This window comes from Streptomyces sp. NPDC058086, from assembly GCF_042885015.1.
In the GTDB taxonomy this organism is placed as follows: domain Bacteria; phylum Actinomycetota; class Actinomycetes; order Streptomycetales; family Streptomycetaceae; genus Streptomyces.
In genome coordinates this window covers 67,197-80,198 of record NZ_JBHVST010000005.1, presented here as the reverse complement: position 1 = coordinate 80,198, position 13,002 = coordinate 67,197, and the positions used below count along the sequence as shown (strand labels likewise).

At 72.4% G+C, this 13,002-nt stretch carries 14 protein-coding genes; 7 read left to right on the top strand and 7 right to left on the bottom strand.

The window, feature by feature from the left end:
- The first annotated feature begins 329 nt into the window (after positions 1-329).
- Positions 330-863 (top strand): ATP-binding protein, encoded by a 534-nt coding sequence (locus tag ACFVWD_RS05565; RefSeq protein WP_389594103.1) that lies wholly within the window; start codon positions 330-332, stop codon positions 861-863.
- A gap of 26 nt (positions 864-889) precedes the next feature.
- On the opposite strand, the gene ACFVWD_RS05560 is transcribed toward ACFVWD_RS05565, so the two are convergent.
- Genes ACFVWD_RS05560 through ACFVWD_RS05550 form a run of 3 tightly spaced genes read right to left on the bottom strand, consistent with a single transcriptional unit; the run spans position 890 to position 4,511 of the window.
- On the bottom strand, positions 890-3,451 hold the full coding sequence (locus tag ACFVWD_RS05560) for an ABC transporter permease (protein WP_389594102.1): 2,562 nt from the start codon (positions 3,449-3,451) through the stop codon (positions 890-892).
- Positions 3,448-4,206, bottom strand: coding sequence for an ABC transporter ATP-binding protein (locus ACFVWD_RS05555; RefSeq protein WP_389594101.1), 759 nt, complete (start codon positions 4,204-4,206; stop codon positions 3,448-3,450). The genes ACFVWD_RS05560 and ACFVWD_RS05555 overlap by 4 nt, the downstream gene beginning before the upstream one ends.
- Positions 4,203-4,511, bottom strand: coding sequence for an SHOCT domain-containing protein (locus ACFVWD_RS05550; protein ID WP_389594100.1), 309 nt, complete (start codon positions 4,509-4,511; stop codon positions 4,203-4,205). Before ACFVWD_RS05550 ends, ACFVWD_RS05555 begins: the two co-directional genes overlap by 4 nt.
- Positions 4,512-4,698: 187 nt before the next feature.
- Here ACFVWD_RS05550 and ACFVWD_RS05545 point away from each other — a divergent pair, with 187 nt between their 5' ends.
- From ACFVWD_RS05545 to ACFVWD_RS05535, 3 genes are all read left to right on the top strand, one after another.
- Positions 4,699-5,286 carry a TetR/AcrR family transcriptional regulator gene (locus ACFVWD_RS05545; protein WP_168489583.1) on the top strand — a complete coding sequence of 196 codons (588 nt, stop codon included), beginning with the start codon at positions 4,699-4,701 and terminating at the stop codon, positions 5,284-5,286.
- A 38-nt stretch (positions 5,287-5,324) separates the two neighbouring features.
- Complete coding sequence (locus ACFVWD_RS05540; protein ID WP_389594099.1) at positions 5,325-5,909, top strand: DUF4865 family protein; 585 nt, start codon at positions 5,325-5,327, stop codon at positions 5,907-5,909.
- 62 nt (positions 5,910-5,971) lie between these two features.
- Positions 5,972-6,889 carry a phosphotriesterase gene (locus tag ACFVWD_RS05535; protein WP_389594098.1) on the top strand — a complete coding sequence of 306 codons (918 nt, stop codon included), beginning with the start codon at positions 5,972-5,974 and terminating at the stop codon, positions 6,887-6,889.
- Positions 6,890-7,000: 111 nt separating this feature from the next.
- Here the strand turns inward: ACFVWD_RS05535 and ACFVWD_RS05530 are convergent, their stop codons facing one another.
- Together ACFVWD_RS05530 and ACFVWD_RS05525 are read right to left on the bottom strand one after the other, a co-directional pair.
- Entirely contained in the window at positions 7,001-8,245 is a 1,245-nt protein-coding gene (locus ACFVWD_RS05530; RefSeq protein ID WP_389594097.1) for an ROK family protein, read from the bottom strand.
- Positions 8,242-8,943: an alpha-ketoglutarate-dependent dioxygenase AlkB family protein gene (locus tag ACFVWD_RS05525; RefSeq protein ID WP_389594230.1), complete on the bottom strand. Its 702-nt coding sequence runs from the start codon at positions 8,941-8,943 to the stop codon at positions 8,242-8,244. The genes ACFVWD_RS05530 and ACFVWD_RS05525 overlap by 4 nt, the downstream gene beginning before the upstream one ends.
- Before the next feature lie 104 nt (positions 8,944-9,047).
- Between ACFVWD_RS05525 and ACFVWD_RS05520 the strand changes: the two genes are divergently transcribed.
- Positions 9,048-10,193 carry a methyltransferase gene (locus ACFVWD_RS05520; protein ID WP_389594096.1) on the top strand — a complete coding sequence of 382 codons (1,146 nt, stop codon included), beginning with the start codon at positions 9,048-9,050 and terminating at the stop codon, positions 10,191-10,193.
- Here ACFVWD_RS05520 and ACFVWD_RS05515 read toward each other — a convergent pair.
- Positions 10,183-10,956 (bottom strand): helix-turn-helix domain-containing protein, encoded by a 774-nt coding sequence (locus tag ACFVWD_RS05515; protein ID WP_389594095.1) that lies wholly within the window; start codon positions 10,954-10,956, stop codon positions 10,183-10,185. The genes ACFVWD_RS05520 and ACFVWD_RS05515 overlap by 11 nt on opposite strands.
- A 71-nt stretch (positions 10,957-11,027) precedes the next feature.
- Between ACFVWD_RS05515 and ACFVWD_RS05510 the strand changes: the two genes are divergently transcribed.
- Entirely contained in the window at positions 11,028-11,861 is an 834-nt protein-coding gene (locus ACFVWD_RS05510) for a phytanoyl-CoA dioxygenase family protein (protein ID WP_389594094.1), read from the top strand.
- On the top strand, positions 11,858-12,139 hold the full coding sequence (locus tag ACFVWD_RS05505; protein WP_389594093.1) for a hypothetical protein: 282 nt from the start codon (positions 11,858-11,860) through the stop codon (positions 12,137-12,139). Before ACFVWD_RS05510 ends, ACFVWD_RS05505 begins: the two co-directional genes overlap by 4 nt.
- Positions 12,140-12,141: 2 nt before the next feature.
- On the opposite strand, the gene ACFVWD_RS05500 is transcribed toward ACFVWD_RS05505, so the two are convergent.
- The gene (locus tag ACFVWD_RS05500) at positions 12,142-12,993 is read right to left on the bottom strand and encodes a ketose-bisphosphate aldolase (RefSeq protein WP_389594092.1); all 852 of its coding nucleotides are present in this window, start codon (positions 12,991-12,993) and stop codon (positions 12,142-12,144) included.
- Positions 12,994-13,002 lie beyond the last annotated feature (9 nt).

Here is a 13,002-nt window from a genome sequence, read left to right as displayed (position 1 = left end):
CGGCGACCCCCGCTCGCGGTGGGTGACGGCCGGCGCGTGAGCGATCCGCCCACGGCCCGCGGCGGTGAACGATGAACCCCGGGCCGCCGGACGCCGCCGCTCAGGCAAGACCCCCGCCCCGCGACGGCTCGGGCCGGAGCGGACCGCGCCGCGAGTTGCAGGACCGCACCCCCTGAGTCACGCTGTTCTCACATCATCACTCTGGGTTTACCGGCGATAACGCTACGAACCAGCCCGCCGGTCACCACAGCAGGCGGCCGTTCCACTCAGCCACTCTGCTGGATCCGATCTCCGTCTTCTTCCGGACCTCAATTCGGGGAGTCGCAGCCGTGATCAGCCAGCCAAGCAGGCATTGCACGGTGGAGCTCCAAGCCCTGCCGTCGCGGATCGGCCAGGTCCGCAGAATCCTTTCTGCGCAGTTGCGCTACTGGCATCAGGACCCCTTGATAGACCGGGCCGCGCTCGGAGTGACCGAGCTGCTGACCAACGTCCACCGGCACGCCCAGCCGGACAAGGTGTGCACCGTGGAGATCGAGCTGCTGCTCGACCGGCTCACGGTCTCGGTGCACGACCACGACCCCCGCCTGCCCGAGGTGCAGGACGTGGACCCCACGGCCACCTGCGGACGCGGTCTCGCGATGATCGCCGCGGTGAGCGAGAGCTGGGGCGTGCGTCCGGACGGCGAGTCGGGCAAGGTCGTGTGGTTCACCCTGCCGACGACCTCGCCCGCGGTGGCGGAGCCCGTGCTTCCGCCGTACGAACCGACTCGCGAGACCACGCGCCGACACGCCGTCGACCCGCTCGACCCCCTCGACGAACGCCGGCCCGAACACGCTCCCGCCCGGTCCGCCGTTGCCGGCTGACCGGGCGGTGACCCCCGTCTCGTACGTCATTCGGTGGCGATGGCGCGCAGCACGTCCAGTCGTGCTGCCCGCCGGGCCGGGCGCAGTCCCGCGAGGGCTCCCGCCGCGAGGCCCACGAGCGCCACCACGACGAGCCGCACGGGCGGGATCGCGAAGGCGAAGGCGCTGTCCGACGCGCCGTCGGAGGCCTCGACGAGCACCCAGCCCAGGAAGGCACCGAGGGCGAGCCCGCCCGCCGTTCCGAAGGCGGCGACGAGAACCGACTCCCAGCGGACCATGGCGCGCAGCTGCGCCCGGGTCTGCCCGACCGCCCGCAGCAGACCGAGTTCACGGGTGCGCTCGTGGATCGCGAGGGTGAGCGTGTTGGCGATGCCGAGCAGGGCGATGAGCACCGCGAGTGCGAGCAGCGCGTAGACCAGGGTCAGCATCATGTCGATGCCGCCGGCCGAGGACTGCGCGTACTCGTCGCGGGTCTGCACCTCGGGATTGCCGTACTGCGCGGCGACCTTCTTGACCGCCGCCTTGCCGTCGGCCGCACTGACACCGCTCTTGAAGGTGACGGCGACGAGCGAGTCGGAGTCCTGGGTGCGGTGCGGGGCCCAGGCGGCGCGGGTGATGACGTAGTCGCCGGCGAGTTCGGAGCGGCCGTAGACCGCGCGGACCGTGAAGTTCTCCCGTTTGCCGTCGGTGAAGGTGAGCCGGGCGGTGTCACCGGTCGTGAGGTGCTGTGTGTCGGCCTCTTTCCGGGTGAGCGCGATGCCGTCGGTGCCCAGGTGGTCGAGGGAGCCGCGTACGTCACCGAGATCGAACACCTTGCCGAGTGTGACCGGGTCGGTGACGGTCAGCGCCCGCCCCTTGCCGTCGACTTGGGCGACCCCGCGGCCGAGGCCGACCGCGTACTCGACGGCCGGCTGCCGCGCGATCGCGGGAGCCAGCTTGGGGCTGAGCCCGCTGCCGCCCGCGCCGAAGGACGGAGTGCTGACGGCGACGTCACCCGCGAAGGACCGCGAGACCGTCTGGTCCATGGTGGCCTTCAGCGAGGCGCCGAAGACCGTGAACAGCGAGACGACGGCGACGCCGATCATCAGGGCGCTCGCGGTGGCGGCGGTCCGCTTCGGGTTGCGCAGCGCGTTGCGCCGGGCCAGGCCGCCGGTGACACCGCGCAGCGTGTCGAGGGGGGCGCCGAGGGCTCGTACGGCGGCCGACGACGCCACGGGCCCGAGGACCACGAAGGCGGCGAGGGCGAGAACGGCACCGAGGCCCGCGAGCCACAGCGACTGGCTCACCAGTACGCCGGTCAGGGTGGCGCCCACCGCCAGTACGGCCAGCGCCGCACCCGCGATCGCCCGCCCCCGTGAGGCTCCGGACCGGTCGACGGCCGTCTCGCGCAGGGCGGCCAGCGGCGCGGTGCGTCCGGCTCGTACGGCGGGCAGCAGCGCGGAGCCGAGGCAGACCACGATGCCGACCGCGAGCGGCAGCAGCATGGACAGGCCGCTGATCACCAAGTCGCCCTGGGGGAAGGGAAACCCGATGGCCGGGAACAGCGCCTGCAGCCCGGCAGCGATCCCGATGCCGCCCGCGAGGCCGGCGGCCGACGCGGTCACCGCGACCACGCTCGCCTCGACCAGGGACGAGGCGGTGACCTGGCGGCGGGAGGCGCCCAGGGCGCGCAACAGGGCGTTCTCGCGGGTGCGTTGGGCGACGACGATCGCGAAGGTGTTGTGGATGGAGAAGGTCGCGACCAGCAGTGCGATGCCGGAGAAGACGAGCAGGAAGGTGGTGAAGATGTTCAGGAACTGGCTGGAGATCATGTCGGTGTTCTCCCGCGCCGACTCCTGGCCGGTGATCGCCTCGACTCCCCTGGGCAGGACGGGAGTCAGGTCCGCGACGAGTTCGGCCTGGCCGACCCCGGGGCCGGCCCGCACCCGGATGTTCGCCGCCTCGCCGGGCTTCGCGCTGAGGTACTTCTCGGCGTCGGCCTGCGTCATCCCGGTGAACGTCACCTGCGCCATGCCGTCCTCGCCGCCGAAGGTCGCGAGGCCCACGATCGTCACCTTGACGGGATCGGGGGTGCGCAGGGTGGTCGTGTCGCCGATCTTCAGGCCGCCCTTCTTCGCGGCGCCGCGGTTGACGACGACCTCGCCGGATTTCGACGGGGCGTGGCCCGCGGCGAGTTGGTACGGGTTGAGCTTCGGGTCGGTGATCCAGTTGCCGGCGAGGGTGGGCGGGCCCTGGCCGCCGATGGGCTTGCCGTCGCTGCCAACGAGCTGGCCCGCGCCCTGGATGTCGGGGGCGGCGGCCGCGACGCCGGGAACCCGCTCGACGGTCTTCACCAGGGCGGTGTCGACCGGTTGGCGCACACCCTGGCTCTCACCGGGCGTCGTGATGGCGTCGGCGCTGCGGACGACCGCGTCTGTGCCCTTCGTGGCGTCGCCGAACAACGCGCTGAAGCTCGCCCGCAGCGTGTCGCCCATGACCAGCGTTCCGGCCAGGAAGGCGACACCGAGGAGCACCGCCAGGAACGTACCGGCGAAGCGGCGTTTGTGGGCGCGCAGGGAGGACACGCTCAGGCGCACGGAGGCGTTCACGACCGCGCGCCTTTGCCGTCGAACGCCTTCATCCGGTCGAGGACCTTGTCGGCCGTCGGGGACTCCATCCGGTCCACGAGGCGTCCGTCGGCGAGGAAGACGACCTCGTCGGCGTGGGCGGCCGCCACCGGGTCGTGCGTGACCATGACGACCGTACGGTCCATCCGGTGCACCGCGCGGCCTAGGAGGTTCAGGACCTCCTCGCCGGAGCGGGAGTCGAGGTTGCCGGTGGGTTCGTCGGCGAAGACGACGTCGGGACGGCCGGCGAACGCCCGGGCCACGGCGACGCGTTGCTGCTGTCCACCGGAGAGTTCGGCGGGGCGGTGGTGGAGCCGGTCGCGCAGGCCGACGACGTCGACGAGCGCGTCGATCCACTCGCGGGAGCCCTTCGTCCCTGCGAGGTCCAGGGGCAGCGTGATGTTCTCGGCGACGGTCAGCGTCGGGATCAGGTTGAACGCCTGGAACACGAAGCCGACACGGTCGCGGCGCAGCAGGGTGAGGCGGCGGTCGTCCAGCGTGCCGAGTGGGGTGTCGCCGATGAACGCGGCGCCCGAGGTAAGCGTGTCCAGGCCCGCCGCGCAGTGCATCAGGGTGGACTTGCCGGAGCCCGAGGGGCCCATGATCGCGGTGAAGCGTCCGGCCGGGAACCCGACGCTCACCCCGTCCAGGGCCCTGACGGCGGTGTCGCCGCTGCCGTACACCTTGACGGCGTCGGCGACACCTGCGGCATGACGCGTCGTGGTGGCGGTCGTCATGCCGCTTCTCCCTTGCCCGGGCGGCCGAACTGCTCGTCCAGGACGGAGAGCCGGCGCCAGTACTCGTCCTCGTCGATCTCGCCGGTGGCGAAGCGGCGGCCGAGCAGCGCGATCGGCGAGTCGGCCGTCGGGCGGGAGTCCCGGGGCGGACCGAAGTCGCCCATGGCGCGCCACGGTCCGCGGCGCCCGCGCCCCACGGTGCGGCGCAGGACCGTCACGACGGCGATCACGACGGCCGCCCAGATCAGTGGGAAGAACAGGATCCACGGGCCGGGGCCGCCGTCCCAGTTCGCCAGGGTCTGCATCTCGAGTCATCTCCTAGAGGAGCAGTTGTAGGTGGGAGCTGTTGCGATGCATCGAGACTCGCTCCGGGAGGGGGTCCGAGTCGTCGTACGGCCAGCGGCCGTTCCCGTACCTCCACGGGAGTACGCGGGGCGTCACCGCCTGCTTCCTCGGCCCGCTCCTCCTGTCCTCGACTCTGTACCTACTAGTATGTACAGTGAGTTCATGAGCACTCCGGAGCGGCTGATCGAGTCCACGCGCGAGCTGTTGTGGGAGCGCGGTTACGTGGGCACCAGTCCCAAGGCGATCCAGGAGCACGCGGGCGCCGGACAGGGCAGCATGTACCACCACTTCAAGGGCAAGCCCGATCTCGCCCTCGCCGCGATCCGACGCACCGCCGAGGAACTGCGGGCTACCGCCGAGGACGTACTGAGCACGCCCGGTTCGCCGTACGAGCGCGTCGAGGCGTATCTGCGCCGGGAGCGAGACGTCCTGCGCGGCTGTCCGGTCGGTCGGCTGACGATGGACCCGGACGTGATCGCCAGCGCGGAGCTGCGCGCCCCCGTCGACGAGACGATCGACTGGCTGCGCGAACGACTGGCCCAGATCGTCGAAGAGGGCAAGGAACAGGGGCAGTTCGCGCCATCACTGGACGCCGAGGAGATCGCCGCGACGATCCTCGCGACCATCCAGGGGGGCTATGTGCTCGCGCGCGCCTCCGGCTCCCCGGCCGCCTTCGACACGGCCGTCCGCGGACTGCTCGCCCTGCTCTCCCCCACCCGTCGGGACCTCGGCTGAAGGACTGAAGGACTGAAGGCCCCTCAAGGAGGCATGCGATGCACGCGATGCAGTACGAACTGACGTTCCCCGCCGACTACGACATGGGGATCATCCGCGCCCGGGTCTCCCGCATCGGGCACCTCCTCGACGACTGGGAGGGGCTCGGTTTCAAGACGTATCTGATGCGTGAGCGCGGGGTGCACGGCTCGCCGGTCAACCAGTACGCGCCCTTCTACCTCTGGAACACCGTCGAAGGCATGAACTCCTTCCTGTGGGGCGGTGCCTTCCAGGGGCTCGTCAATGACTTCGGGCGGCCGGTGGTGCAGAACTGGACGGGCCTCGCGTACGAGGAGGGCGGCGCCGCCGGTGTACCGGCCCGGGTCGCGGTGCGGCGACGGCAGCCCGTACCGGAGGGCGCCGACCTGGCCGAGGTGATGGCGGAGGCCGCCGCGGAGGCGGAGCGGCTGGCCTCGCTCGACGGCGCGGTGTGCGCGGCCGCCGCCGTCGACCCGCGCCACTGGGAGCTGGTCCACTTCTCCCTCTGGGACCACGACACGCCCAAGGCACCCGGCGAGGTCTTCCAGGTGCTGCATGTGTCGGCGCCCGGGCGCGACTCGCTGCCCCGGGGCCGGCAGTGGTGAGCCCTGCCCCCACGAGCCTCGGTGGCGCCGTCCCCGCGAGGGTCCGTACGGTCCTCGGGGACGTGCCGCCCGAGCGCCTGGGGGTGTGCGACGCCCATGACCACCTGTTCTTCGGCAGTCCCGCACTCCCCGGCCAGGAACTGCGCGACGCGTCCGCCGCGCGGGCCGAACTGGCCGCGTTCCGCGAGCAGGGCGGCGGGAGCGTGGTGCAGTGGACGCCGTACGGGCTGGGCCGGCGCGCCGCGGACCTGCCGCTGCTCTCCCGTGACACCGGCGTCCATGTGGTCGCCGCTACGGGCCTGCACCAAGCGGTCCACTACACACCGGAGTCACTCTCCGAACTGCGCGGCAGGCTGACCGACGTCTTCGTCTCCGAGCTCACCTCGGGCATCGGCACGTCCGGGGTCCGGGCCGGACTCGTCAAGGTCGCGGGCGGCTTCCACGCGCTCGACGCGCACGCCCGCTGGACGATGACGTCGGCGGCCGAGGCGCACCACGCCACGGGCGCGCCGATCGCCATGCACCTGGAGCTGGGCACGGCCGCGCTCGACGTACTCGACCTGCTGTGCGGCGAGTTGGAGGTGCCGCCGCACCGGGTGATCCTGGGCCACCTCAACCGCTCCCCGGACCTCGTGGTGCAGCGCCAGGCCGCCGAGGCGGGCGTCTACCTCGCCTTCGACGGCCCTTCCCGCGCGAACCACGCCACCGACTGGCGCATGCCCGACGCCGTACGCGCGCTGGCCGACGCCGGTTTCGGCCACCGCCTGCTCCTCGGCGCCGACACGACGACCGCTACGGCGCGCTCGGTCAACGGCGGCCCCGGGATGCCGTATCTGCTGCGCCGGGTGCGCCCACGGCTCGCACTGGCTCTGGGTGCGGAACTCGTGGAGCGCGTCTTCACGGAGAACCCCGCCCGTGCGCTCGCCGTGGAGTGGCGCGGTACACCACCCCGTCCACCCCGGCTGCCGGACGCCGCCTAGGCCATGTGGCGCCTGAGCACACCAAGGACGTGAGAGGGCCGCCACCGCCTCGACGGCCTCGTATCAGGTCCGGCCTCAAGTCCGGCCTCAAGTCCGGCCTCAGGTGCGACCTCAGGTGCGAGCCAGTGCCGCCGGTGGGTCGTCCAGGACCGGCTGCCAGGCCAACTCCGCCGCACCTACCAGGGTGTTGTGATCCAGGGTGCAGGCGAGGATCGGTACGCCGCCGCTCTGGCCCCACAGGCTGCGGTCGGCGACGACGGCGCGCAGGCGGTCGGGGTCGGCGTCGAGGAGGGTGCGGTGCAGGCCGCCGAGGATGATCCGGTCGGGGTTGAGGATGTTGACCAGTCCGGCGAGGCCGAGGCCGAGCCGGTCGATCAGCGCCTCGGTGGCCGTACGGACGGAGGGGTCCTGGTGGTACCGGGTGCGGATCAGGTCGTTGGCCTGCTGGAGCAGGGACACCTCGGGGCCGGGGTCGCGGCCCGCCGCCGTGAGGAACGCCAGAGGGTCCGCCTCGACGTCGAGGCAGCCACGACTGCCGCAGTAGCAGGGGCGGCCCTCGGGGTTGACGGTGAGGTGGCCGACTTCGAGAGCCAGACCCGAGCTGCCCGTGTGCAGCCTCCCGTCGAGTACGAGCGCGCCGCCGACGCCCCGGTGCCCGGTGGCCACGCACAGCAGGTCGCGGGCGCCGCGCCCGGCGCCGTGGCGATGCTCGGCGAGGGCGGCGAGGTTGATGTCGTTCGCGGCGAACGCCGGGCCCTCTATGCCCGCCGCGCGCACCCGTTCGGCGAAGATCCGGCGGACAGGGGCGCCCGCGGGCCAGGCGAGATGGAGGGGGTTGAGGGCGAGCCCGTCCGGCTCGGCGACGGCGGACGGTACGGCGAGCCCGGCGCCCACGCAGCGCCGCCCGGTCTCGCGGAGCAGCTCCGCGCCGGTCTCGACGACGGCGCCCAGCACCTTCGCGGGGTCGGCGTCGACGGTCTCGCAGCTGGGCGCGGTGGCGACGATCCGGCCGCCGAGCCCGACCAGTGCGGCGCGGAACCCGTCGGCGTGCACCTGTGCGGCCAGCGCGACAGGACCGTCCTCGGCGACCTCCAGGCGGTGCGAGGGCCGTCCCTGCGAACCAGCCGCCGCGCCGGGCCGCGCATCGACCCGGATCAGCCCCAGCGCCTCCAGCTCCGCGGCCACCGCGCCCGCGGTCGCCCGGGTGACGCCCAGCTCGGCGGTGAGTACGGCACGCGTCGGCGCACGTCCGGTGTGCACGAGTTCCAGCGCGGGTCCGAGCGCCCCGCGCCCCCGGTCCAGCCGTGTCCGCGTGTTCCCTTCCCCCGCCGTCCGGGGGCCCGCCTTGCCGTTCATGAGGGCGAGTCTCCCATGATCCGCTCGTACGGTGCCCCGCCCGAAGGCACCTGGAAGCCACTCACCCGTAGCGTCACGTTCAGACGGCCGGTCAGGCCCAGTTCGGGCGGCGCCGTATCGGCGTGCACTCGGGGAACCCCGTGGTAGGCGAGCCGGGAGGCGCCGCCGAACACGAACAGGTCCCCGTTGCGCAGTTCGACATCCGTGTACGGGCGCGAGCGCGACTCGGTGTTCCCGAAGCGGAAGACGCAGGTGTCGCCGAGGCTCAGCGACACCACCGGCGCGTCGGACTTCTCGTCGCTGTCGCGGTGCATGCCCATACGGGCGTCGGCGTCGTAGAAGTTGATCAGTGCGATGTCGTACGGGGCGGTGGCGGCCTCGGGGCCCAGGGTGTCCGCGACCGCGCGGCGGCCGAGCTCGTCCAGCCAGGCGGGGAAGGGCTTCACCGGGGTGCCGTCACCGTCGGCGACCGTGCGCGCGTACCGGTACGGGTACCAGTGCCAGCCCAGGCACACCTGCCGTGAGGTCATCGTGCCGCCGCCGGGTGTGCGCACCGTACGCAGCCCGGCCGGTGGGCGGGCCCACGCACGGCAGGCATCGAGAAGCTCCCGCTGGGCAACCGGGTCCAGCCAGTCCGGCAGATGCACCGCGCCCGGCGCGATCTCCGCCCGGCTCCGGGGGAACAGCTCCTCATCCATGGACATGCCACCATCCTCGCGCACCCCGCCCGTCCCGTGCCCGCGCCTGCTCAAGACCCGGCCCGGACCTGGCTGAGCTGCGGCTCGGCTAGCCTTGACCCACGATGAACGACCGGATGACCGCGCCCTGGGCCGAGTACGCGCTGGCCCGCTTCCCCGAGGACCCCCGCGACCAGCTCCGTGCCTGGGACGCCGCCGACACCTATCTGCTGCGGCACCTCGCGGAGAGCGGAACGCCGCTGTCCGGGTCGGTCGTGGTGGTCGGCGACCGCTGGGGAGCGCTCGCCACGGCGCTGTCGGCGCACCGGCCGACGCAGATCACCGACTCCTTCCTCGCGCAGGAGGCGACCCGGGCGAACCTGGCCCGCAACGGGGTCGAGACGGCCGCGGTACGGCTGCTGACCACCCAGGACCCGCCCCCCGACCGCATCGACGTGCTGCTCATCCGGGTGCCGAGGAGCCTCGCCCTGCTGGAGGACCAGCTGCACCGGCTGGCGCCCGGCGTGCACGAGGGGACCGTCGTCGTGGGCACGGGCATGGTCAAGGAGATCCACACCTCGACGCTGCACCTCTTCGAGCGGATCCTCGGCCCGACCCGGACCTCGCTGGCCGAGAAGAAGGCCCGGCTGATCTTCTGCACCCCGTACCCCGGGATCGCCCGCGCCGCCAACCCCTGGCCGTACAGCTACCGGCTCCCCGACGACATCGGACCGGTTTCCGGCCGTACCGTCGTCAACCACGCCGGCGTGTTCTGCGCCGACCGTCTCGACATCGGCACCCGCTTCCTCCTCCAGCACCTGCCGCGCAGCCGGGGCCCCGAGCGGATCGTGGACCTGGGCTGCGGCAACGGAGTCGTCGGTACGGCGATGGCGCTGGCCAACCCGGAGGCGGAGGTGCTGTTCGTGGACGAGTCGTACCAGGCGGTCGCCTCGGCCGAGGAGACGTACCGGGAGAATACCGACGGCAGGGGCGCGGAGTTCCGCGTGGGCGACGGACTCGCGGACGTCCCCGCGGGGAGCGTGGACCTCGTCCTGAACAATCCGCCGTTCCACTCGCACCAGGCGACGACGGACACCACGGCCTGGCGGATGTTCTCGGGGGCGCGGCGCGCGCTGCGGCCGGGCGGCGAGCTGTGGGTCATCGGGAACCGCCATCTCGGCTACCACCTGAAGCTGCGCCGCCTCTTCGGCAACAGCGAACTCGTCGCGAGCGACGCGAAGTTCGTCGTCCTGAGGGCCGTCAAGAAGTAGCCCCGCGCAGCACGCGGGGCGAGGCGCCGAGTTCGCGGCGGCACGCCTTGTTGAAGGCCTGGAGGTCGGGGATGCCGACGGAGGCGGCGACCGCCGGGATGGAGAGCGTCGAGGCCCGCAGCAGATGGTGGGCGCGCTGAAGTCTGCGGTGGCGGATGTAGGCCACGACCGTGGTGCCCGTCTCGGCGCGGAAGAGCCGGGTGAGGTGGTTGTGGGAGATCCCGGCGGCGCGGGCGATCTCCGGGATGGTGAGCGGCGCCGCCAGCCGGGCCTCGATATGGGCGATGGCCGTGCCGACCGCCGGGTGCGGGCCGCGGCTCGTGGCGGTGGGCGGGGTGAGCCGGGCGATACGCCACAGCGCGGTCCAGATCTCGGCCCGGGTGTGCTCGGGTGCCCCGGGGGCCGCCGCGATCGCGTTCAGCAACAGGCTGGAGAGGATGGGGAATTCGGGTCCCGCGTCCTGCATCACGGGGACGGTGCGGGGCGGTCCGGCGGGGGCGATGCGCAGATGGGCGTAGAGATGTTCGGAGCGGCCCTGGTAGCGGTAGCGGACCGTGGTGCCGGGCGGTACGAGGCTCACGCGGCCGGGGCGGATGGTGTGCGCGGTGCCGTCGACGGTCAGCTCGGCGTCGTACTGGTAGAGGTGCAGTTGCCACAGCTCCGGCAGCCGGAAGACGTCCGTGCGGCTCGCCACGCCGTGCACGCCGACGCCGATGTTGACGACGGCGGGCGGCTCGCCGAGGTGCAGTTCCGTCTCCCGCATGGTGAAAAACTACCAGCAGTGGTGAGCCGCGCCAACGCGCCGCCGGCGACGCCGACCCTACGTTGAGTCGCATGACCAACACGCTGGAGCACACCACGGACACCCCACTCCTGAGTTCGGTCCGGATGGCGCACTTCGTGGCCCACGGCTCGCTGCGGCTGGACGCCGCGGTGCCGCCGCGGATGAACGCCGAGGGCATCGAGGTGCTGCGCGCGGGCGTGCCCGAGGTGCCCTACGGCAGCTCCGTGCCGGCCGCCTACCCGGCGGGTTCCTTCGTCCGTCGGCTGCTGGAACTCCCCGCCGTGGCCGGGGCCCTGCGGAGCCTCGTCGGACCCGGCCCCGCCGTCGACCACCACTACGTCCACATCCGCGAACCGCACGAGGGCCGGGCGCAGCCGCTGCACGGTGACGCGATCATCGATGTGCGCACCGACGCCTTCGACGTGCAGCTGATGTACTACCCGCAGGACGTCACCCTCGGCATGGGCGGCACGCTCAGCGTGCCGGGCAGCCATCTGCGGCGCACCAACGAGTCGGACACCGGGCGCTACCAGAATCTGCGCGGGCAGAGCCGGCTGGTCTGCCCGGCGGGCACCGTGGTGTTTCTGCACCATGGCCTGTGGCACGGCGGGCGGCGCAACGACAGCGACGTGGTCCGCTATATGTTCAAGATCCGCTTCAACCCGACCGTGCGGCAGCGGCGGCTGTGGGACACCTCGGACCTCGGCGACCCGCTGGTCGCCGAGGAACTCTCCACGACGTTCCCCTGGTACGAGCCCGCCACCGGCCGCCTCGAGATCTACCACCGGGTCCTGCTGTGGCGCGCGCTCACCGGGGACGACTCCTTCGATCTGGACCACTGGGTGACCCGGGTCTCCAACCGCCCTCAGGAGGAAGCCATATGAGTGTCCGTCAGCAGGTTCTGGTCCTCTATCTGGCCACCTCCGCCCTGGACGCGGAGGTGGTGGGCTGGTCGGTCTACGACGGCACCGGCCGCACGTCCCCCACGACCGGGGACAGCGACGAGCCGCCGTACGCGTCGGGCGTGGACGCCCTGAAGGACGGCTGGCGGCTGTTCCAGGCGGCGCAACTCATCCCGCCGTATCCCGGGGGCGAGTACGACGTGTCGTTCCTCAAGCACGAGTTCTTCTTCGAGAAGCTGGTCGACGTCGGGGGCCGCTGAGGTCAGGCGCTCAGTACGCGGATCAGGCGCGCCACCGTCCCCGCCATCGCCTCCCGCCCCACGCTGAGGTACTTGCGGGAGTCGACGGCTTCGGGGTGGGCGGCGAGGAACTCCCTGATGGCGCCGGTCATCGCGATGTTCAGGGCGGTGCCGACGTTGACCTTGGCGATGCCGCCCGCGACGGCCGCGGTCAGTTCGTCGTCCGGCACTCCGGAGGAACCGTGCAGGACGAGCGGCACGCCGAGCGCCGCGGCCAGCCGCTTGAGGCGGTCGTGGTCGAGGGCGGCGGTGCGGGTGGTCATCGCGTGCGAGCTGCCGATCGCGACGGCGAGGGCGTCGACGCCGGAGTCGGTCACGAAGGCACGGGCCTCGGCGGGGTCGGTGCGGGCGCCGGGCGCGTGCGCGTCGAGCGCCGGCTCACCGTTCTTGCCACCCACCGCCCCCAACTCGGCTTCGATCCACAGGCCTTGGGCGTGTGCCCAGTCGGCGGCGGCCCGGGTGGCGGCGAGGTTCTCCTCGTACGGCAGCCGGGCCGCGTCGTACATCACCGAGCTGAATCCGGCGACGGCCGCCTGGCGGAGCAGTTCGTCGCTCTCGACGTGGTCGAGATGCAGCGCGACGGGCACCGAGGCACGTTCGGCGGCCGCGACGGCGGCGCGGGCCAGTGGCAGCAGCCGTCCGTAGCGGAACTTCACGGCGTTCTCGCTGACCTGGAGGACGACGGGGGCGGCCACGGACTCGGCGCCCGCGATGACGGCCTCGACATGCTCCAGGGTGATGATGTTGAACGCGGCGACGGCGGTCCGCGCCCCGGCCGCGGCGGTGACCAGGTCACCGGTGGCTGCGAGTGGCACAACTCCTCC